The 19,531-nt window shown below is 58.2% G+C and carries 23 protein-coding genes; 9 read left to right on the top strand and 14 right to left on the bottom strand.

Features of this window, described 5'->3' with window-relative positions:
* The first annotated feature begins 72 nt into the window (after nucleotides 1-72).
* From EAH78_RS26230 to EAH78_RS26215, 4 genes are all read left to right on the top strand, one after another.
* Complete coding sequence (locus EAH78_RS26230) at nucleotides 73-516, top strand: anti-virulence regulator CigR family protein (protein ID WP_140670417.1); 444 nt, start codon at nucleotides 73-75, stop codon at nucleotides 514-516.
* Between the two features lie 115 nt (nucleotides 517-631).
* Complete coding sequence (locus EAH78_RS33070) at nucleotides 632-1,165, top strand: hypothetical protein (protein ID WP_275671747.1); 534 nt, start codon at nucleotides 632-634, stop codon at nucleotides 1,163-1,165.
* A gap of 263 nt (nucleotides 1,166-1,428) precedes the next feature.
* On the top strand, nucleotides 1,429-4,014 hold the full coding sequence (locus tag EAH78_RS26220; protein ID WP_140670415.1) for a bifunctional diguanylate cyclase/phosphodiesterase: 2,586 nt from the start codon (nucleotides 1,429-1,431) through the stop codon (nucleotides 4,012-4,014).
* A gap of 137 nt (nucleotides 4,015-4,151) precedes the next feature.
* Nucleotides 4,152-6,071, top strand: a complete 1,920-nt coding sequence (locus tag EAH78_RS26215) for a tyrosine-protein phosphatase (RefSeq protein ID WP_140670413.1) — start codon at nucleotides 4,152-4,154, stop codon at nucleotides 6,069-6,071.
* A gap of 48 nt (nucleotides 6,072-6,119) precedes the next feature.
* Here the strand turns inward: EAH78_RS26215 and EAH78_RS26210 are convergent, their stop codons facing one another.
* The gene (locus EAH78_RS26210; RefSeq protein WP_430539953.1) at nucleotides 6,120-7,058 is read right to left on the bottom strand and encodes a helix-turn-helix transcriptional regulator; all 939 of its coding nucleotides are present in this window, start codon (nucleotides 7,056-7,058) and stop codon (nucleotides 6,120-6,122) included.
* A 255-nt stretch (nucleotides 7,059-7,313) separates the two neighbouring features.
* Between EAH78_RS26210 and EAH78_RS26205 the strand changes: the two genes are divergently transcribed.
* From EAH78_RS26205 to EAH78_RS26195, 3 genes are all read left to right on the top strand, one after another.
* Nucleotides 7,314-8,240, top strand: a complete 927-nt coding sequence (locus tag EAH78_RS26205; protein ID WP_140670409.1) for a Gfo/Idh/MocA family protein — start codon at nucleotides 7,314-7,316, stop codon at nucleotides 8,238-8,240.
* Between the two features lie 111 nt (nucleotides 8,241-8,351).
* The gene (locus tag EAH78_RS26200) at nucleotides 8,352-8,627 is read left to right on the top strand and encodes a metal/formaldehyde-sensitive transcriptional repressor (RefSeq protein WP_140670407.1); all 276 of its coding nucleotides are present in this window, start codon (nucleotides 8,352-8,354) and stop codon (nucleotides 8,625-8,627) included.
* A gap of 8 nt (nucleotides 8,628-8,635) precedes the next feature.
* Nucleotides 8,636-9,772 carry a nickel/cobalt efflux transporter gene (locus EAH78_RS26195; protein WP_140670405.1) on the top strand — a complete coding sequence of 379 codons (1,137 nt, stop codon included), beginning with the start codon at nucleotides 8,636-8,638 and terminating at the stop codon, nucleotides 9,770-9,772.
* An 80-nt stretch (nucleotides 9,773-9,852) separates the two neighbouring features.
* On the opposite strand, the gene EAH78_RS26190 is transcribed toward EAH78_RS26195, so the two are convergent.
* The 11 genes from EAH78_RS26190 to EAH78_RS26135 all read right to left on the bottom strand — a co-directional run bounded on the left by EAH78_RS26190 (nucleotide 9,853) and on the right by EAH78_RS26135 (nucleotide 16,157).
* Nucleotides 9,853-10,254 (bottom strand): hypothetical protein, encoded by a 402-nt coding sequence (locus EAH78_RS26190; RefSeq protein WP_140670403.1) that lies wholly within the window; start codon nucleotides 10,252-10,254, stop codon nucleotides 9,853-9,855.
* Nucleotides 10,255-10,387: 133 nt separating this feature from the next.
* Nucleotides 10,388-10,960 carry a chorismate mutase gene (locus tag EAH78_RS26185; RefSeq protein ID WP_140670401.1) on the bottom strand — a complete coding sequence of 191 codons (573 nt, stop codon included), beginning with the start codon at nucleotides 10,958-10,960 and terminating at the stop codon, nucleotides 10,388-10,390.
* Nucleotides 10,961-11,113: 153 nt separating this feature from the next.
* Nucleotides 11,114-11,476 (bottom strand): hypothetical protein, encoded by a 363-nt coding sequence (locus EAH78_RS26180; protein WP_140670399.1) that lies wholly within the window; start codon nucleotides 11,474-11,476, stop codon nucleotides 11,114-11,116.
* Nucleotides 11,477-11,638: 162 nt separating this feature from the next.
* Entirely contained in the window at nucleotides 11,639-12,067 is a 429-nt protein-coding gene (locus tag EAH78_RS26175; RefSeq protein ID WP_140670397.1) for a nuclear transport factor 2 family protein, read from the bottom strand.
* 3 nt (nucleotides 12,068-12,070) lie between these two features.
* Complete coding sequence (locus EAH78_RS26170) at nucleotides 12,071-12,829, bottom strand: SGNH/GDSL hydrolase family protein (protein WP_140670395.1); 759 nt, start codon at nucleotides 12,827-12,829, stop codon at nucleotides 12,071-12,073.
* A 140-nt stretch (nucleotides 12,830-12,969) separates the two neighbouring features.
* A complete protein-coding gene (locus EAH78_RS26165) occupies nucleotides 12,970-13,293 on the bottom strand; it encodes a hypothetical protein (RefSeq protein WP_140670393.1) in 324 nt (107 codons plus the stop codon).
* Between the two features lie 135 nt (nucleotides 13,294-13,428).
* Nucleotides 13,429-14,121, bottom strand: coding sequence for an RES family NAD+ phosphorylase (locus EAH78_RS26155; protein ID WP_140670391.1), 693 nt, complete (start codon nucleotides 14,119-14,121; stop codon nucleotides 13,429-13,431).
* Nucleotides 14,115-14,519: an antitoxin Xre-like helix-turn-helix domain-containing protein gene (locus EAH78_RS26150; protein ID WP_140670389.1), complete on the bottom strand. Its 405-nt coding sequence runs from the start codon at nucleotides 14,517-14,519 to the stop codon at nucleotides 14,115-14,117. The genes EAH78_RS26155 and EAH78_RS26150 overlap by 7 nt, the downstream gene beginning before the upstream one ends.
* An 87-nt stretch (nucleotides 14,520-14,606) precedes the next feature.
* Nucleotides 14,607-15,302, bottom strand: coding sequence for an arsenical resistance protein ArsH (gene arsH, locus EAH78_RS26145; protein ID WP_140670387.1), 696 nt, complete (start codon nucleotides 15,300-15,302; stop codon nucleotides 14,607-14,609).
* Between the two features lie 11 nt (nucleotides 15,303-15,313).
* Nucleotides 15,314-15,784 carry an arsenate reductase ArsC gene (locus EAH78_RS26140; protein WP_140670385.1) on the bottom strand — a complete coding sequence of 157 codons (471 nt, stop codon included), beginning with the start codon at nucleotides 15,782-15,784 and terminating at the stop codon, nucleotides 15,314-15,316.
* 25 nt (nucleotides 15,785-15,809) lie between these two features.
* Complete coding sequence (locus EAH78_RS26135) at nucleotides 15,810-16,157, bottom strand: metalloregulator ArsR/SmtB family transcription factor (protein WP_140670383.1); 348 nt, start codon at nucleotides 16,155-16,157, stop codon at nucleotides 15,810-15,812.
* 285 nt (nucleotides 16,158-16,442) lie between these two features.
* Between EAH78_RS26135 and EAH78_RS26125 the strand changes: the two genes are divergently transcribed.
* The gene (locus EAH78_RS26125) at nucleotides 16,443-17,102 is read left to right on the top strand and encodes a MarC family protein (RefSeq protein WP_140670379.1); all 660 of its coding nucleotides are present in this window, start codon (nucleotides 16,443-16,445) and stop codon (nucleotides 17,100-17,102) included.
* Between the two features lie 79 nt (nucleotides 17,103-17,181).
* Here EAH78_RS26125 and EAH78_RS26120 read toward each other — a convergent pair whose 3' ends face one another.
* Together EAH78_RS26120 and EAH78_RS26115 are read right to left on the bottom strand one after the other, a co-directional pair.
* Complete coding sequence (locus EAH78_RS26120; protein WP_140670377.1) at nucleotides 17,182-17,595, bottom strand: nuclear transport factor 2 family protein; 414 nt, start codon at nucleotides 17,593-17,595, stop codon at nucleotides 17,182-17,184.
* A 144-nt stretch (nucleotides 17,596-17,739) separates the two neighbouring features.
* Entirely contained in the window at nucleotides 17,740-18,654 is a 915-nt protein-coding gene (locus EAH78_RS26115; RefSeq protein WP_140670375.1) for a LysR family transcriptional regulator, read from the bottom strand.
* A gap of 109 nt (nucleotides 18,655-18,763) precedes the next feature.
* Between EAH78_RS26115 and EAH78_RS26110 the strand changes: the two genes are divergently transcribed.
* Nucleotides 18,764-19,516: an SDR family NAD(P)-dependent oxidoreductase gene (locus EAH78_RS26110; RefSeq protein WP_140670373.1), complete on the top strand. Its 753-nt coding sequence runs from the start codon at nucleotides 18,764-18,766 to the stop codon at nucleotides 19,514-19,516.
* The last annotated feature ends 15 nt before the right edge of the window (nucleotides 19,517-19,531 follow it).

Here is a 19,531-nt window from a genome sequence, read left to right as displayed (position 1 = left end):
AAATGTGCACACTTGTTGGATTGGACAACTAAATTTCAGTACAGCGTCCTGCCATGAAGAAGGAACGACACAATGATCAGATCTCGCTTATTTATTTCAGCCATTACGTGCCTTGCGTTGATCGTAGGCTCAACAACGGCATTAGCCGACCCTGGTAATGGAAAAGGCCAGGGGAACGGCAAGGGAAATTCGCACAACAACCAGGCCCATGGAAACCAAGGCAAGGGCAGCGATTGGGACAACGGCCCAAGTATTGACCGCGGCAATGTCCTGGGAATTATTGGCGGGTATCCGGGCTACTGGAACGCTGGGCCTGCATTGCCACCGGGCATTCAAAAGAACCTTGCGCGAGGCAAACCGTTACCACCTGGTATTGCCAAAAAACTGGACGGTCGGTTAGTCGGCAGGCTGCCTCATTACGATGGATATGAATGGCAACAAGCTGGCACGGACTTGATATTGGTCGCACTCGCAACCGGGCTAATTTACGAAGTGCTCAACGGTGCTTTTGATTAGTGATTGAGTCTTGTTTTCAATAGCGCGGGAAATGCATTGCGTCTATCGCGGGACTTGAACCGACTGGGGTCTGACGCGTCTTAAAACACGTGATATCAACCCTATGGAAGCAATCATGCTTTTAAAAAACAAGAGTCTCGTTGCTGTAATGTCATGCGCCTTGATGCTTGCAGCCGCCCCTTTACTTCCTGCTGATCTGTCCATCATGAACTCCGCTTATGCGAAGGACGGTGGTGGTGGTGGTGGTGGTGGTGGTGGTGGTGGTGGTGGTGGTGGTGGTGGTGGTGGTGGTGGTAATGGAGGCGGTCACGGAGGTGGCGGTGGTGTTGGCGGTGGCCATGGCGGCGGCACAGCCGGCGGCCACAGCGGATCAGATCACGCCGGCGGCATTAGCAGTAACGGGCGCGGCGAAGGGCTTAGCAGTGACCATGCCGGCAAAGCTGTTCGCGATCATGGTGAGAGCGGAAACCACTTCGGCAGTGATCGCAATGGTGATCGCGGTCATGGCCCGGCGACTTCCGGCATTGCTCACTCCAAAGACACTCACGGCGTCGCCAAAGCCAGGGCTGTTGCGACTTCGACTCCTGGAGATCACAACACGAAAGGGTTGAGCAAAGTCGGGACGTCGGTATCGCCGAAGATGCATTGATCATTTGAACCTCGGACTGGGCGCCCGTTGAATCCGATCTTCAGGCGCCGCACTCGGCAACCGTTAAGACCCCGCAGCTTTATCGCATCCCCCCATATCCGGCATAAATTTCTGTCTTGTGCCGAGTAGTGGGCAGATTCCTCGTCTACCCTCTGCGAGAGCACTGTGAGCGGCTATGCGCAAAATCAGGTAATTCATTAGTTCGCCAATACAGCCGATAACGTGGTGTACAACCCTCTTGCATCAACGACCAGCGGGAAATTATGCCCAATAGCCTCGCCTCTATCGTCCACTCCCTCTCTCATCGTTCAAGCGTGTCGCTGGCACGGACATCACTGATCAAGTTTGTCGGTCTATTAGCCGGTGTGTTTTTACTGGCCAGCTATTCACTGGTTTATCTTGCAAACGATTTAGACCGGACAGAGGAAGTCGAAAGTGCGTTTTACACCAAGAAGGCTGTGCAATCGCTGGAAAAGTCGCAGCGCTCAGTCGTCAAGGACTACGCATTTTGGGGTGATGCCTACAAGCATCTGCATGCTCAAGTAGACCCGGATTGGGCCTATGTACGGCAAAACGCCGGGCCAACGCTTTACACCGATTTTGGATTTCAGGGACTGTTTGTCGTCAACGACGTCAATCGCACGGTTTACTCGGTGATCAAGGGTGAACTGAAATCCGTTGAAGCTTCAGAGTGGCTGGGGAACGCCATCGCGCCGATGCTCGAAAAGGCACGTGCCGGCGCGGAAGCAGAAAAACCGACAACCGCGTTTATCAATATTGGTGGCGAACCCGCTCTGGTCGCGGCCGCCGCCATCACGCCGGGCACCGATCCGACCGTGGTGTCTGATGACCGGCAGCCGTCGGTGTTGATTTTCGTCGACATTCTCGACAGCGCCAAGCTTCAGCTATTAGGTAATGATTTTGGGGTCGAGGCCCTGCATGTCGCCACGGCTGATGATCTTGACGCAACGTCGTTCTTGCCGTTGGGGGACAACGGTGCTGCCGGCAATCTGTATTGGACTCCGTCCCGCCCAGGTCTGAGGTTATTAGGCGTCGGATTGCCATTGATCGGCATTGCCGCGTTATTGGTATGCCTGATGACCTGGGCCATTTTGCGTCGCACCACCGCCAATGCGCTTGCGCTGGACGCCAGCTACACCTCGCTTCAGGACAGTCAGGATGCCCTCGGCATCAGCGAGGCGCGCTTTCGCGACGTCGTTGAAGCCATCTCGGACTGGGTATGGGAAATAGGGGATAGCGGGCGTTTCACTTATTTGTCCGATCGATTTGAAAATGTCACCGGACTCTCCCGGGACGCCTGGATCGGTGCGCCGATCAATGATCTGCTGGCCACCGAATTAGGTTTGCTGACCCAGTGGTTGAGCATTCCGAACCGTCGTCCGGACATCAGCATCCAGTGTCGCTATGTCGATGCCAAGGGGCGGGAACGCATCACGCGTATTTCGGCCCGGGATATGACGGGAGGAGGTTTCCGTGGCACCGCAACGGATGTGACGGACGAAGTCGAGGCCCGTCGGCGCATCGAGTTCCTTTCCCAGCATGATGCCCTCACCGGGTTACCCAACAGGACCCGTCTTCAAGAGTTTCTTGACGGTAAACTCAAGGCATTACCGACGGTGGAACAGCCTCTGGTCATGCTTTGCCTGGACCTTGATCGCTTTAAACCGGTCAATGACTTGCTCGGGCATGCCGCCGGTGACCGGGTGCTCAATGAAGTGTCGAGCCGCCTGGCTGACTGCGTGCGCCACGGCGACCTTGTCGCCCGGGTTGGGGGAGACGAGTTCGTACTGATCCTCAGTGACGTGAGTTCCCAGGAAGAAGTCGAAACCCTGTGTCATCGCCTGATCGAGTCCGTTGAGCGGCCCATAGAGATTGATCAGCAGGAAGTGTTTGTCAGCGCCAGCATTGGCATCGCGATGGCGCCTAATGACGCGTGCGAAGCGACCGAGTTGCTGCGCTATGCGGACATTGCGTTGTACGAGGCGAAGACGGGCGGGCGTAACACCTGGCGTTTTTACGCAGGCGATATGAACGCCAGAATCATTGAACGCCGGCGTCTGGAAAACGACCTGCGTTTCGCCATCAAACACGGCGAGTTGCGCCTGCATTTCCAGCCGCGCTATCGAATTTCTGACGGTCAGATGGTCGGTGCCGAAGCACTGGTCCGGTGGCAGCATCCCGAGCGCGGTTTAATCCCTCCCGATACGTTTATCCCCATCGCGGAGGAATCCGGGCTGATCCTTTTCCTGAGCAACTGGGTGATCCAGACCGCATGCCGATGTGCCGCAAAGTGGCCGGAGAATTTGTTCGTCTCCGTCAACCTGTCATCTACTGAATTCAAACGAGGCAATCTGGTCGAGCGCATTCAGAAAACACTGCACGACACCGGAATCGACCCTGCCCGGGTCGAGTTGGAAATTACCGAAAGCGTGATGCTCGAAGATGCCACGGGTGCACTTGAGATAATGCGTACGCTGAAACGCCTCGGCGTGCGGATCTCCATGGACGACTTTGGAACGGGCTATTCATCGTTGAGTTACCTGCGCGCGTTTCCTTTCGATGGCCTGAAAATAGACCGCAGCTTCTTGAACAGGCTGGATGAAAGCGAAGATGACCGGGCCATTATTCAGGCGATCGTGGGGCTGGGACGTGCGTTGGCGCTCACGGTGACGGCAGAGGGCATTGAAAGTGCCGAACAGCTGAGCTTGTTGAAAGCGGTGGCGTGCGATGAAGGCCAAGGCTATTTCCTGAGCCGGCCGCTTGATGTGAATGCGTTTAACGCGTTGGTAGGTGTCAGAGGCAGCGCAGTCAGCGCCAGCAACGTTTAAAGGTCGGGGAATACAGACCAAAAACGCACCTTCCGGACCCATCGCGCACCGATTTTCATCCGTGGCCAAACTGTCATATTCGGTATTCCTTCAATGCAGATAGTGGTCAGCCCAATGCGCATGAATGAGGCTGTACCGTGTTTCCACGTCTTCTGTGTTCACTGTCCGTTTTGAGCCTGTCTATCGCCCCTGTCCAGGCGGCCGAGACGAACCTCCTCGACCTTCTCAACACCCCGCATTTGCGCAGCATCGATAACTTGCGCGATGTCGCCGGCACCACCACCGCGTATTCCACCGCCAATGACGGCACGATGCGGGGTGGCGTTTTCTATCGCTCCAACGCGCTGACCCCGTCGGCGGCGGATCTGGCCACCTTGAACGGCCTCGGCATCAAGTCCGTGTACGACTTGCGCAACCCGAGTGAAATCGCCGGTACGCCCGACACCTTGCCCAACGGTGCGCGCTATTCCAACATCGACATTCTTGGCCCATCCGGTTCACTCCCCACGGGGTCGCTAAACAGTGCCGCCGATGCCATCGCTATGATGAAGGGCATCAATCGGTCATTCGTCAGTGATTCGGGTGTGCGCGGTCAATTCACTACGCTGTTTAATGAATTGGCCGGCGTTGACGGTGCCGCGTTGTTCCATTGCACGGCCGGCAAGGACCGGACGGGTTGGACCGCCGCCGTGTTGCTGAGCATTGCCGGGGTCGACAGCGCCACGATCATGAGCGACTACTTGGCCACCAACCAATACACCGCGGCGCGCGTGGCGGCGACGCTGGCGCACATGCCGCCGGAAATGGCAGCGATCTATGCGCCACTCCTTGGCGTGGAAGCCAGTTACCTGCAGGCCAGTCTGGATCAGGTCACTGCGCAATTCGGCAGCATGGACAACTACCTCAAGCAAGGCCTTGGCCTGTCCCAGGAAACCATTTACGTGCTGCGCGGCAAGATGGTTTTCTATAACAGCCTGCCGGGCCAGGCCGGTCTCGTCGGCAACGCCGCCGCGGGTGCCGGGTTGCTGCAACAGCTGCAGAACAGCAAGTTGTCGGGCACTTACAGCGCATACAACTATTACCTGCAATCGGCGATCGATGGCGGCAGCCTTGGCGGTGTCGAGTCCACCGTCGGTGGTCAGGTGCACGCCGATGCGGCCAGCTATTTGCTGCGCCAAGGGGCGATGGTCGAGCAGGCCGCCGCGCCCTTCGCCAGCGGCACGGACCTGAAGATCGGCCAATATCGCTTGTGGAGCACGGCGCTGGCGGGCTATCTGGGCACCGATGGTTCGTCCCAGGCCGCCAGCAGCAACGAACACAGCCAAGGCTTGATGATCGGCCTGACCCAGCGCTTCTCCGAACAACTCAGCGGCCACGCGGGTTTTGGGTACAGCCGAGGCAATGTTGGCGGGGCGGGCGGTGAGGTGGATACCGATTGGACCTTTTTCACCGGTGGCGCCCGCTATGCATTCGACGGTCTGGAACGCGGTCTGTTTGTCGAAGGCAAGGCCAATGCCGGCTGGCTCGATTACGACAGCAAACGCGACCTCGGTGGCGGACTGGGCACGGCCAAGGGCGATAGCCACGGCACGCTCTCCGGTGCAACGGTCGCGGTGGGCTATCGTGTGCCAGTGAGCAACATGATCCTCGAACCGAGCCTCGGCGTACGCGTCAGTCACTTGGACGTGTCCGGCTTCCAGGAGAAAGGCAGCGAGCTGGCCCTCGACGTCGACAGTACCCAGGAAACCCGCCGCAGCGCGGTGGCCAATCTCAATGTGGCATTTGCCCCGGTCGGCATGGGGGCTTGGCAACTGGTGCCGGGTGTCCAGGTGGGTTATGAGCATGTGCTGGGCGATAATGACATCTATAGCGAAGGACAGCTCCTGGGGCTGGACGTCGAGCAGCGCGCGGCCTTCGACAACCGGGATCAGTTCACCGGCGGGGTGAACGTCATGGCCAATCTTGGCCCGCTGAGCCTGGGTGCCGAAGTCGGTGCCAGTGGTGGTGGGGACAGCCACGGTTTCAGCGGCGGACTCAAGGCCAGTTATCTGTTCTGATTCAGAGGCACATGGAAACTTGTGGCGAGGGAGGTTGCTCCCTCGCCATTAACGCCGGGTTCGCGTGCGTCCCGATTTCACGTCGGCGGGACTGACGCCATAGGCATTCTGGAAATACTGGCAAAACCTGCCGACATTGCTGAAGCCGAAACGCAAGGCCACCTCGGTCACGGTTGTCGGGACATCTTGCGTGAGCACATCGTAGGCGCGTTCCAGACGCACTTGCCGTTGATAGTCAACGATAGAAATGCCCACGAATCGTCGAAAACCTTCCTGCAATGCGCGCTGGCTGACGTTGCTCAGCCGTGCCAGATCCGTGCCGCTGACCATGTGCTCGGGATGCTCCTGAATGTAGTCGACGGCCAGCTTCACATGCCTTGGTGCGATCAGCGGAGCAGGGCGTCGCAGGGCTTGGGTGAAGTTGTGCGGCCAGGCCTCCAGCACCGTGTCGATCAGCATTTCCCGAAGACGCGAAGGCATCAGTGTACCGGCGTTGATCAGTTGATCGAACTCAGTGCCGGTCGCCAGATCGATCAAAGCCTTGATGCCCTGAAACGCGGGAAGATTCAGATCGACCCTCGGCTCGAAGTGCAGTTTTTCCAGGATTGGCTTGTCCAGCAGTGTCGACAGTCGCTCGGTGAGGTGGGCGCGCCTGATCGACATCCCGTGCTGGGCATGGTTATCGAGAAAACGCATCGAGCGAATGTCGGCTTTATCGATTGCCAGACCCACGTGGGTAACGCCAACCGACTCGGTCGCGTGATTGAAGACGATCTTGCCGGCGGTGGGAATGACGAAGGTGATTTCGTCATAGGGGTCGGGAAACACGACCGTGAAGTCTCCGCGGTAGTGCATCCTGCGAAAACTCACGCCTTCATGCCTGCCGTAGACACCGCCAATGATGATGTCGGCCGGCGGGGGCGGCGTGTCGGAATAGCGATTGCCGAACATCGTCGAGAACAACACGCCAAAGTCATCGCAACGCATGCCATCGGACCTGAGGATGATTTGCTGGCGTGTCGGGGGTGAGTACACCTTGAGTGGCACCTTGGGTCGGGGGATCTTTGGTACAGGGACGATTGGGGGAGCGGGCAGCGCGAAGACGCTAGCAGGCGGGGGTGACAGGATTGTGACGGCGCGGGCGGACGGGGCATCAGCATGTCAGCGATGACTTCCACGCTATACAAACGTAATCTTGCCGGTTCGCGTTCCATGACAAGACAAAAAAAACAGGAGTCATTGATGCAACCGATTCGTCTCGGCCTGGTGGGCTACGGCAAGATTGCCCAGGATCAACACGTTCCCGCTATCAACGCCAACCCCGCGTTCCAGTTGGTGTCTGTCGCAACACAAGGGCAGCCTTGCGCCGGGGTAGAGAATTTTCAGTCCCTGAGCGAGCTGCTCGCCAAGGGCACGCACGTCGATGCGATTGCGTTTTGCACACCGCCGCAAGGTCGATTCGCACTGGTGCAACAAGCGCTCGCCGCTGGCAAACATGTGCTGGTAGAAAAACCGCCGTGCGCCACGTTGGGTGAAGCGATGACGTTGGTGAATCAGGTCGCAGCGCAAGGCGTCAGCGGCCTGTTCGCCTGGCATTCACGCTACGCGCCCGGCATCGAAGCCGCCCGCGACTGGCTGGCCACTCGCACCCTGCAGAGCGTTCAGATCGACTGGAAGGAAGATGTGCGCAAGTGGCACCCCGGCCAGGCCTGGATCTGGCAGCCCGGTGGCCTGGGCGTGTTCGATCCCGGCATCAATGCCTTGTCGATTGTCACCCACCTGCTGGCGCTGCCGCTGTTTGTCGAGTCTGCCGAACTGCGCGTCCCCGGCAACTGCCAATCGCCGATTGCCGCGTCGATCAAAATGTCTGATGCACGCCACCTTCATGTCCGCGCGGAATTCGATTTCGATCACGGTCACGACGAACTCTGGAGCATCGAGATTCGCTGCACCGAAGGCGTCCTGCGACTGGACAACGGCGGTGCCCTGTTGAGCATTGACGGCGTGCGCCAGGCCGTATCGGAGGAGGGCGAATACGCGGCGGTGTATCGACATTTCCAACAACTGATTGGCGACAACGCCAGCGACCTGGACCTTCAGCCGCTGCGATTGGTGGCCGATAGTTTCTTTGTCGGCAGTCGGGTGTCGGTTGAGCCGTTCTACGACTAGCGACCGCTGATCCCATTTCTTTCCACCTGACATGAATGCCTGCACTTGGGGATTGCATCTCTCCCAGTGGCAGGTGATCATGCTCGCCTGCATAGGTAGGGGGGGTATGGTATGTCGCACACTCATGAGCAAAAAGACGATTTATTAAAACGGGTAAGACGCATCGCCGGGCAGGTTCAGGCGATAGAACGCGCGCTGGAATCAGAGGCCGATTGCGCCAAGACCCTGCATCTCGCCGCGGCCACTCGCGGCGCAATGAACGGTTTGATGGATGAAATCATCGAGGCTCACGCCCACGCCCACGTTGCCAACCCGGAGCTCAGCGATGAGGAACGGGCCAAGGGTGTCGAAGAGCTGCTCGAAGCCATCCGCCGCTACTCCAAATAGGCCCTGTCATGCCAAATTTCGCAGAACTGCTGCAACAGGGCGGCGCTCACGCATGGCTCTATTTCCCTAGCGCGATACTGCTGGGGGCCTTGCACGGGCTTGAGCCCGGGCATTCGAAAACCATGATGGCGGCGTTCATCGTGGCCGTTCGTGGTTCGGTCAAACAGGCGGTGCTATTGGGCCTGGCTGCAACACTGTCGCATACGGCGGTGGTGTGGCTGGTCGCGATCGGTGGCATGTACCTGGGCAAGGGAATGGATGCGCAAACTACAGAGCCGTATTTTCAGCTCGCGTCCGCGGCGCTGATTATTTTGATCGCGCTCTGGATGCTGTGGCGCACCTGGCGTGGCGAACAGATGTTCAAGTTCGAGCAAGGTGAAGACCACCACCACAGCGAACATGACCACGCTCACCACGACGAAACCCATCGAATCGATACCGGCCATGGCCGCGTCGAACTGTCGATTTTCGAAACCGGCATGCCACCGCACTGGCGCCTGAAAGCGTTGAGCGGGCATGCGTGGGGCGCTGCGGATGTCCGCGTGTTGACCACGCGTGCGGACGGCAGCACCCAGGCGTTCTCGTTTATCGAGCAGGAAGGCTTTCTGCAATCGACGGCCGACATTCCCGAACCCCATGAATTCAGCGTTCGCTTGAGTCTTGGGCATGCCGGGCACTCGCATGACTATGACCTGGAATACTCGGAGCATGACCACGCGCATTCGCATGCGGAACTGCAAGGCCTGGAGTTGTCGATTGACGGTTATCAGGATGCGCATGAACGTGCCCATGCCAATGACATCCGCCAGCGTTTCACCAACCGTGAAGTGACGACCGGCCAGATCATTGTGTTCGGTTTGACGGGAGGGTTGATTCCTTGTCCGGCGGCGATCACCGTTTTGCTGCTCTGCCTTCAGGTCAAGGAAATCGCCTTGGGTGGCATGCTCGTCCTGTGTTTCAGTATTGGTTTGGCGATCACGCTGGTATCGGTCGGCGCGGCGGCAGCCATTGGCGCGCGGCAAGCCAGCAACCGCTGGCCGTGGTTGGGTACGGTGGCGCGTCGGGCACCTTATCTGTCGGGGGTGTTGATTATCGCTGTGGGCCTGTACGTCGCCATTCATGCCTGGATCGGGCTGAATGCTTAAGACGCTTTGAATGTCGTGCACAAAAAAGCCCGGCTGATAAGGCCGGGCTTTTCATTGAGTACCGCGGTAAAACCCCGCATTTATGCAGCGCGGCTTTCGATCAGACGGTCGGAACCACCTTCGGCTACGCGGTTCTGCATCAGACGGTCGGAGCCATCAGCGGCTACACGGTTTTCGATCAGATGGTCTGAACCATCAGCGGCCACGCGGTTTTCGATCAGATGGTCTGAACCATCAGCGGCCACGCGGTTTTCCATCAGATGGTCAGAACCATCGGCGGCAACGCGGTTTTCGATCAGATGGTCAGAACCATCAGCGGCTACACGATTCTCGATCAAACGATCCGAACCCCCTTCAGCCACACGGCTTTCAATCAGACGATCCGAGCCGCCTTCAGCGACCACAGGTTGAACAGAAGTAGCGGCAAAAGCGTTCACTGCAAAGACCGAGAAAGCGACAGCGAGGAGGGTTTGGCGTTTCATGATGGTGTGCTCCGGGGTGTTTATTGGTTGGTATGGAGCGGATGTTACGCCGTGGATTTTTTAAGAGAACTTCATTGGGTCAATGGTGACTATCGATGCCGGCAATGGTTGCATCAACTCGGACAATTCCGGGTCATTGCGCTGCGACACACAGCTCCCCAGTGGCGCGGATCAGGGCCTGACCGTGCAGTTGATCTTTGATCAGGCTGGCTCGCTCGGTCCCCAGCCAGTCCGGGCAATTGGGATCATTGCGATAGGGCGCGAAGTCGGCGTATTGCTGCAGTAGGCGGCTTTGCAGCTCATCCAGCCGTGGCCTGATTTGATTGACGAGGTCTGGCCGTGGCGTGTCCGGCGCTTTGTACGCTGCGCGCCATTGAGCGAGCAGACCGTATTGCACCAGCTTGTTGGCTTCGATTTGCGCGGCCGTCAAATCGGCAACCTCTTCCGGATCCAGTTTGCGGCTCGCGGCGATCTTCCTGGCGTTGTCGATGACCTGGGTTTCCCGGGCCGTATCCTGAATTGGTTTGCCACTGTCCCATTTGGTCAACGCCACCAGGTCAGCAATGTTCAAGCGCTCGTTGATCGTCACCAGCAACGGCAACAAGCTGGCGGGTGCCGGGGAAGGCGTACCGGCCTGGGCGCCGCACGCGAATAAACCGAACAGGGCGCAGGTCAGCAGTTGGGGCAGGCGTGGCGAATGGAGCATGGGCAAACCTCATTGAGCGCAGAATTCACAATCAGGTCTTATGTACCACAGGTGCGGTAGAGGCTTTAAGTGGGGGCTGATTTATTTTGTGCATGAAAAAGCCCGGCGGGTCAGGCCGGGCTTTTCATTGAGTACCGCGGTAAAACCCCGCATTTATGCAGCGCGGCTTTCGATCAGACGATCCGAACCACCTTCGGCAACGCGGTTCTGCATCAGACGGTCGGAGCCATCGGCGGCAACGCGGTTTTCAATCAAACGATCCGAGCCACCTTCAGCGACGCGTTTTTCGATCAGACGGTCAGAGCCACCTTCGGCAACGCGGTTCTCGATCAGACGGTCAGAACCATCAGCAGCCACACGATTCTCGATCAAACGATCCGAACCCCCTTCAGCCACACGGCTTTCGATCAGGCGATCCGAGCCGCCTTCAGCGACTACAGGTTGAGCAGAGGTTGCGGCAAAAGCGTTAACTGCAAAGACCGAGAAAGCGATAGCGAGGAGGGTTTGGCGTTTCATGATGGTGTGCTCCGGGGTGCTTATGGGTTGGTATGGAGCTGATGTTACGCCGGGGATTTTTTATGAGAACTTCATTGAGTTGATGGTGACTATCGATGTCGGCAATGGATCATTACGCGCGGTGATATCACCGCGCGCAACGTGAGTTTCAGGCGTTTAGAATCAGGCTTTACTGGCCGTCAGATATGCCCCAAGGCGCTGCCCCATTTGCTCGCCCAAGGCTTGCAAACCGCTCAACGGACGGACCATTACTTCAAACTCGACGATTTTCCCGGCTTCGTTGAAGCGGATCATGTCGATGCCCTTCAACTGTTTTCCGCCGACATTGGCGCTGAATTCCAGGACCACGTTCAAGCCGTCTGCGGTCGCCAGTTCGCGGTGGTAGGCGAAGTCCTCGAACACGTTGACCACGGTGTTGAGAATCATCGAAACCACGGCTGCGCCCGGATAAGGCGTGTGAGCCATCGGCGAGCGGAACACGGCTTGCGGGTCCAGCAAACCGGGCAGGGCGCTCAAGTTCGCCGTGCGGATCATCTCGTGCCATTGCTTCAAGGAGGCCGCGGCGTTGGGATGCAGGTTCAGTTCAGACATTTTCTACTCCTGTATTTTTATTGTGGGTTGTGCAATGTCGAGGGGCGTGTGTTTACGAAAGCGTTGGCCGATGACCGACGCCGCATCGTCCGCCCACTGACTGTATATCGCAGGACCCGGATGGAAGCCATCCCGCGCCATCGAGCCATTCACGGGGGCCAACCGGGTCGTCAGCAACGTGCAGTGATCGATACGTTCATCCAACTCGGCAAGGCGCGTGTTGAACGCGCTGGCCCTGAGCCCCAGGTACCAACGTAGCGGTTGCGGCAGCGCGGGAAACAGGTGCATGGGTGGAAGCGGGGAAAGCACGACCTGCTTTACAGCGTACTTCTCGCGCAGCAGGCCAATCAATCGATGGTGTCGAGCGACCCACTCGTCAGCCGCCAATGTGCTGGTGACATCGTTGACGCCGATAGATACCAGCGCCACATCGAAAGGTTGTGGCGCTTTGTCGTCGAGCAATGCCAGCAGCGCTTGCGAATCAAGCCCGGACCTGGCCCAGAGTGTCCAGGACACGCGGTAATCATTGGCCAACTGGCTGACCAGTTGGCCGCTGAGCGCTTCATCCTGAGTCGATGCCCCAACGCCAGCGGCGGCGCTGTCGCCCACAATCAACAACCGCAGGGCCACGCCGCTGCCGGCCATGCCCTGGCGTTCGCCCTCGGCTTCCGGCAGCCTGGGCGTTACCTTCCGGGTGTAAATGCCCTGCATGAGCAGCAAGGGGCCAAGCAGGATTTTGGCGAGCGTTTCAGTGTGGTTCATGCGGGCGTGCCGTATTGACCTAATGGTTATCAGCGATACATGTACAACGCCCGCGTGACGAGTGCACTAAAAACAGCTCACAAAAAAGCCCGGCTGATAAGGCCGGGCTTTTCATTGAGTACCGCGGTAAAACCCCGCATTTATGCAGCGCGGCTTTCGATCAGACGGTCGGAACCACCTTCGGCTACGCGGTTCTGCATCAGACGGTCGGAGCCATCAGCGGCTACACGGTTTTCGATCAGATGGTCTGAACCATCAGCGGCTACGCGGTTTTCCATCAGATGATCCGAGCCATCAGCAGCTACGCGATTCTCGATCAAACGGTCCGAACCACCTTCAGCCACACGGCTTTCAATCAGACGATCCGAGCCGCCTTCAGCGACCACAGGTTGAGCCGAGGTAGCGGCAAAAGCATTAACTGCGAAAACCGAGAAAGCGATAGCGAGGAGGGTTTGGCGTTTCATGATGGTGTGCTCCGGGGTGTTTATTGGTTGGTATGGAGCGGATGTTACGCCGAGGATTTTTTATGAGAACTTCATTGGGTCAATGGTGACTATCGATGCCAGCAATGATGCACCTGGCCCCCGTTTTAGACGCATTCACGCTTCACTGATCTTGCTGACACTGGTGATCTGCCCATTCCAGACCATCTCGTAATGAGCCGTTTGAACAATCGATGCGACCGGTCTCGGCGTCATCAGTGCCCAGCAGTCACTGCCTGGCTGACGCACCGAGTGGTAACGAATACCGGGGCATCGCGCTTTTTTGATCAAGCGGCCCAGTTGACGGGAATGCGTGTAGTCGTCGGGCGCGTAGATTGGGTCAGGCAGCGCAATGGACGTCGCATCTTTCATCGCCACGTCGACAAAAGCACAGGACAGCCCGCGAAAAACAAAGCGCTCATAGTTCAGGTTACGGACATTCGACCAATACAGACTCTGGTGATGCCGCACCTCGGCCAGCGCCGTTTCCATGGTGTCCGCCAGGTACAACACCCCAAAACTGCCATCGCTGAACCGCGAACCGGCCGGGTTAACATGGGTAAAAGGCGCGATCGCATAAGAGCAGCCAGGAATGCCGAACGGAATCTGATCCCGCGCAATCAACTCAAGACGACCGACTTCATTGTGCAGCCGGGGATTGGTCAGTGCCTGAATCTGATACAGCACTTCAAATTCGTCCGCGTCCGCCACGTCATCAAACAGCGCGATGGGCGGGTACTTCGAATTGACCAGTCGGTAGGCTTTCAACCGCTCACCGGCACACTCCCCCAATTCGCTCACCCTCACCATTGCGCGCCCCGCAGCACATCGATGCGCCGAAAGGTTTCATACAGCGAAATCATATCGCCTTGGGCCATGATTTCGAGCGGGGTACGCCCGTTGAAAAATTCGTTGTCGTTGGCCATCGACACAAAGCCGTAGACGTTTTCCGGGTTATCGAAGATCAGGCGCAACGTCGCGTGGATGTTGAGGACAAAACTGATGCGCTGCATCTGGTCAGCGTCCAGCGCCACCGCCCATTCGGGGTCTTGCTGCCGGGCGCGGGTGTAGGTGCTGCGAGAAATGCGCAGGATGCGACAGGCCTGCTCGCTGGATGCAGACCATTTTTCGAGTATGCCGACCGCTGCACGCAAGCCAGTGACGCATTGGCTCTTGGAGAATGCCTGTTCCTGAAGGGGGACTGCCATGTGCCAAACCTCAATTGATCCGGAGACTCAAACCTATATAAATTGAGTCTGTGGATCAATAGCGCGTCGACCAGTGGCACCCAGCGATCAAATCGACCGTTGATTCACCCGCTGACTCAACTCTTGCGCCGACTCCTTACGTTCCGAATAACGGTCAACCAGATCCGGGCGATCCCGTAGCAGCAACGTGAATTTCACCAGCTCTTCCATGACGTCGACGACCCGGTCGTACAGCGCGGAGGGTTTCATGCGGTTGCCTTCGTCAAATTCCAGAAAGGCTTTCGGCACGGAAGACTGGTTGGGAATCGTGAACATGCGCATCCAGCGTCCCAATACGCGCAGCTGATTGACCACGTTAAACGATTGGGAGCCACCGCAGACCTGCATCACCGCGAGCGTTTTGCCCTGGGTCGGGCGAACGGCGCCCAATGCCAGCGGCACCCAGTCGATCTGCGCCTTGAACACCGCCGACATGGAACCGTGGCGCTCGGGGGAACACCAGACCTGTCCTTCAGACCACTGCATCAGCTCAAGCAGCTCCTGGACTTTCGGGTGATCGTTCGGCGCATCGTCCGGCAGCGGCAGTCCCGAGGGATTGAAGATCCGCGTTTCTGCACCAAAGTGTTCGAGCAGGCGGGCGGCTTCTTCGACCAACAACCGACTGAACGACCGTGCGCGGGTCGACCCGTACAGCAACAAGATTCGTGGCTTGTGCTGGCCGTCGTGATCTTTGGCGATGGGTTCAATCAACGACGCATCGAGATTAGGCAGAGGGTGGCTCATGGGGGCTCCGGTTACAGGGTGCTGATGCGGTCGAGTTCGCGCTTCAATGCATCGCGATCAAGTTCGGCGAAGGGCAGGGCGAGGAAGGCCCGGCAGCGCGTTTCGATGCGCGCCAGGGTCGAGTGAAAGGCTGCGGAGACGGCTGCCTCATCGCCCTTCACCTCGGAGGGATCCTCCAGCCCCCAATGGGCTTTCAACGCCGGCCCGAAGTACACCGGGCACGCCTCTCCGGCAGCCTTGTCGCAGACAGTGATGACAATGTCCGGTGGGTTGGCCTCGAAGGCATCGTTGCCTTTGCTGCTTAACCCGTAGATCGCAATTCCGGCTTCTTGCAACGTGGTCAGGCTGCGCGGCAGCACTTGTCCTTTGGGGAAGCTGCCGGCGCTGACAGCCCCAAAACCTTGTGGCGCAAGATGATTGAACACCGCTTCGGACAGGATGCTGCGGCAACTATTGGCGGTACACATAAACAGGACGCGCATGGTGGCTCCAGGGTGATGAATAGAATCAGCAGCAGGCAGTGGTGTTGAGAGGGCGGTCGCCCATCGCGTCGAGTCGAACGCTGTTTTCCTCAAGCCAGGCAGTGTTGGCCGCCAGCGTGGTCTCAAGAATGGCGCGCACCCAACCCGGCAAATCAGGATTGAGCCGGTAGTAGACCCACTGACCCTGACGCCGATCGAGCAGCAGCCCACACGCACGGAGCTGCGCCAGATGGCGGGAGATTTTCGGTTGACTGTCGTCCAGGGCGCAGACCAGTTCGCACACGCACAACTCACCCTCACGGGTGATGAGCAACGTGGCCCGCACACGGGTTTCGTCGGAGAGGCATTTGAATACGGCGGCGGGGGTCAGCATGGACACGGCTCGATACATATGGTTTTTCGAATATACGGCTATCCATATGTTTTAAGCAAGCCGTTAGCACCACCGTGTCGCAGCCGAGCTCGGCGCTAAAGGCGCTGTTTTCCAGCACTTGGGTGACGGTGCGGATGCGGTAGTCGGCCATGGCTTGCAGGATCATCGACTGATCTTTCCTGGGCTAGCATCACCTGTGCCGCAGCACCAGTTTTAGCTCTAAACGAGCTCATCGCTCATCATCCGCTATGGTGATGTAACGCGGTCTCTTCTCGAAGGTGCGCCATGAATACCTATGTCACGCTGTTTGTCGGCATGTTTACCACGTTACTGGCCATCATCAATCCACTGGAGGCGATTCCGGTGTTCCTTGGGATGTTGCAAGGCAAGGACGTTGCCGAGCTGCGCCGGGTAGCCCGCAAAGCTTGCTTCTATGCGTTACTGCTGATGTTCTTTTTCCTGATTTTCGGCAACCTGCTGCTGCGTCTGTTCGACGTCCCCCTGAGCATGATCCGGGTGGTCGGTGGGGTGATTCTCATGCGGATCGGTTTTGAGCTGTTCGCCCCCACGCCCAACAGCAGCCTGATTCCCACTGGTCACGACGCCGATCAGGATGTGTCTTTCATTCCCCTGGCCATGCCCATCATGTTTGGCCCCGGTGCGATTGCCACCGTGATCGGATTGACCAGCACCATAAAGGACGCCAGTCATGCGGTGCTGTCTTTCGCCGTCGTGGCGCTGGCCATCTGCGCCACGATGTTCACCACCTATCTGTCACTGGCTTACGCCCAAGTCATCCTCAAGACGATTGGCCCGCAAGGCATCGATGCTGCTACGCGCATTGTCGGGTTCTTTGTTTCTGCCATGGGGGTCGGGTTGATCTTTCATGGCACGGTGGAGTTTCTGCAATCGTATGGAGTGTTGCTGCATGGCGGAGTGGGGTAGGGCTGGATCGTTGTCTTCGCATTGAACGTGTGCTTTCGGCCAGAAGCAGACGTTGTCCGCAATCGAAAAAGCTAGCTGTTTACTGGCCTTGCTCCGGCTCAACCGGCGCGAACGCTTTAGCAGCGGCTACCGTGTCCATGGACTCGCGCAGCAGATGAATTTTGCCGTCCTTGGCCACCAGGCGGCCGGCGTACATCTGTCGGTAGATACGGCCAGTGGCAGGCACCAGGGCTTCTACGCTGTATTCGGCAAACGCCTGGTCGGGGGTGTCGATTAGAAAGCGCACGTTGCGGAATTTGAAGTCCGGCACTTTGCTGAGCAATGAGCCAATAAACCCCTCGATAGCGACAGGGCCCTGCACGCTGTGGGGGATGCCCAGCGACTCTAGGTAGGGCAATTCCAGCACGCCATCCTCGGCGAACAGCGCCGCTGCCAAGGACGGCGTCTGAATGGCATCCAGGTACTGCTGAAGCAATTCCACGGCATTTTTCATGACGACTTTCTCCCGAAACGAATGATTAGATGGGCACTTTGTGCAGTGCCGACCAAACCACGGTAAGGGAAAGACGTTTTTTCAAAAATAGACGTTAAAGAAAGTCATCGTTTCACAAATGAAAGGCTACGCTGCGTCAAGCGCTTATGGCCACCGCCACACCGGCTCGCTTAAATGCTCGGCAAAGAAGTCAGACAGCGCTTTAATTTTTACCGGGCGCGTGCGAGCCGAGGGTGTGACGAAATACAGACCACCGCGGGTCATGCTCCAGTCCGGCAACACCACCACCAAGCGCCCATCGGCCAGGTATTCGCTGGCCATGAATTCCGGCAGTTCGGCAATGGCCAAGCCTTCCAGCAGCACCGGCAATAATGCATCCGAGTTGGTCACTCTTAATGGGCCGCTGGGCACCACGTCTTCCTCGGTGCCGTCTTTATGGATGAATCGCCACACTTGGCTGCGGGCCCGGTAGGCATAACTCAGGCACGTGCGGGCCGCTAGTTCGCGGGGATGGCCAGGGTGGCCATGGGTTGCTAGGTAGACAGGCGAAGCGACCAGGTATTGGGTGACGGCGCAAATATGCCGTGCGACCAGGGAAGAGTCCGGCAACACGGCAATCCGTAGCGCTGCATCAAAGCCTTCGGCGATGAGGTCTACCGACGCGTCCGAAAGGTGCAGGTCAATCGACAGCTCGGGATATTGGCGGATCAGTTGCGGCATCAGCGGTGCGACCCAGCGCAGGCCGAAGGACATGGGAATCGCCAGGCGTACTTGACCGCGAGGCTGTACCGATAATTCCTGAGCCTCGCTTTCCACCTCTTCAGCCTGCCGATAAATCTCCCCAGCCTTGGCCGCCATGCTCGCGCCAAATTCGGTGAGAGCCAGTTGCCGCGAGGTGCGGTTGAACAGGCGCCCGCCGAGGCGCTCCTCAAGCCGCGCCACAGCACGCGATACCGTGGGCACCGACACACTCATCACGCGCGCCGCGCCGGCGAACGAGCCTTCCTCGGCCACCTTGGCGAACATCGCCAATCCTTCGAAATCGGGGAGTCTGCTCATTTCATTTCTGCAACGATGGGTTTCAGACAATTCTATTTTGAAACTACGCCCTCGTCGATAAGCTTCTCCCACACCGCAACTCACTCAAACGAAATACGGGAGAAACACCATGACTAACAAACTCGAAGGCAAAATTGCACTGGTTACCGGCGGCACCACTGGCATCGGCCTGGCCACTGCCAAACGCTTTGCCCAGGAAGGTGCTCACGTTTACATAACTGGCCGCCGCCAAGCCGAACTGGACGCTGCCGTCGCCGTTGTCGGCAACGCCACTGGCGTGCAAGTGGACTCAACGAACCTCGACCAACTGGATGCGCTGTACCGCCAGATTGGCGCAGCCCACGGCCGAATCGATGTGCTGTTTGCCAATGCCGGTGGCGGCTCCATGCTGCCCCTGGGCGACATCACCGAACAGCAATACGACGACACCTTCAATCGCAACGTAAAAGGCGTGCTGTTTACCGTGCAAAAGGCGCTACCGCTGCTGGCCAAAAAAGCTTCGGTGATTCTCACCGGTTCCACGGCGGGCAGCTCGGGCACCGCCGCATTTAGCGTGTACGCCGCGTCCAAAGCCGCTGTGCGCTCATTTGCCCGCAACTGGATTCTGGATTTGAAAGACCGCCAGGTGCGCATCAACACCCTCAGCCCCGGCGCCACCCGCACCCCTGGTCTGGTCGAATTGGCCGGCCCCGATGCCGCTCAGCAGCAGGGTTTGCTCGACTACATGGCCTCGTTGATCCCGATGGGCCGCGTCGGTGAAGCCGATGAAATCGCAGCTGCCGCGTTGTTCCTGGCTTCCGATGACGCCAGCTTCGTCAACGGTATCGAGCTGTTTGTTGACGGCGGCCAGGCACAAATCTGAACACCCAGCGGGCGA

Source organism: Pseudomonas arsenicoxydans, from assembly GCF_006438915.1.
Taxonomy (GTDB): Bacteria; Pseudomonadota; Gammaproteobacteria; order Pseudomonadales; family Pseudomonadaceae; genus Aquipseudomonas; species Aquipseudomonas arsenicoxydans_A.
This window is presented reverse-complemented; position numbering and strand designations above follow the sequence as displayed.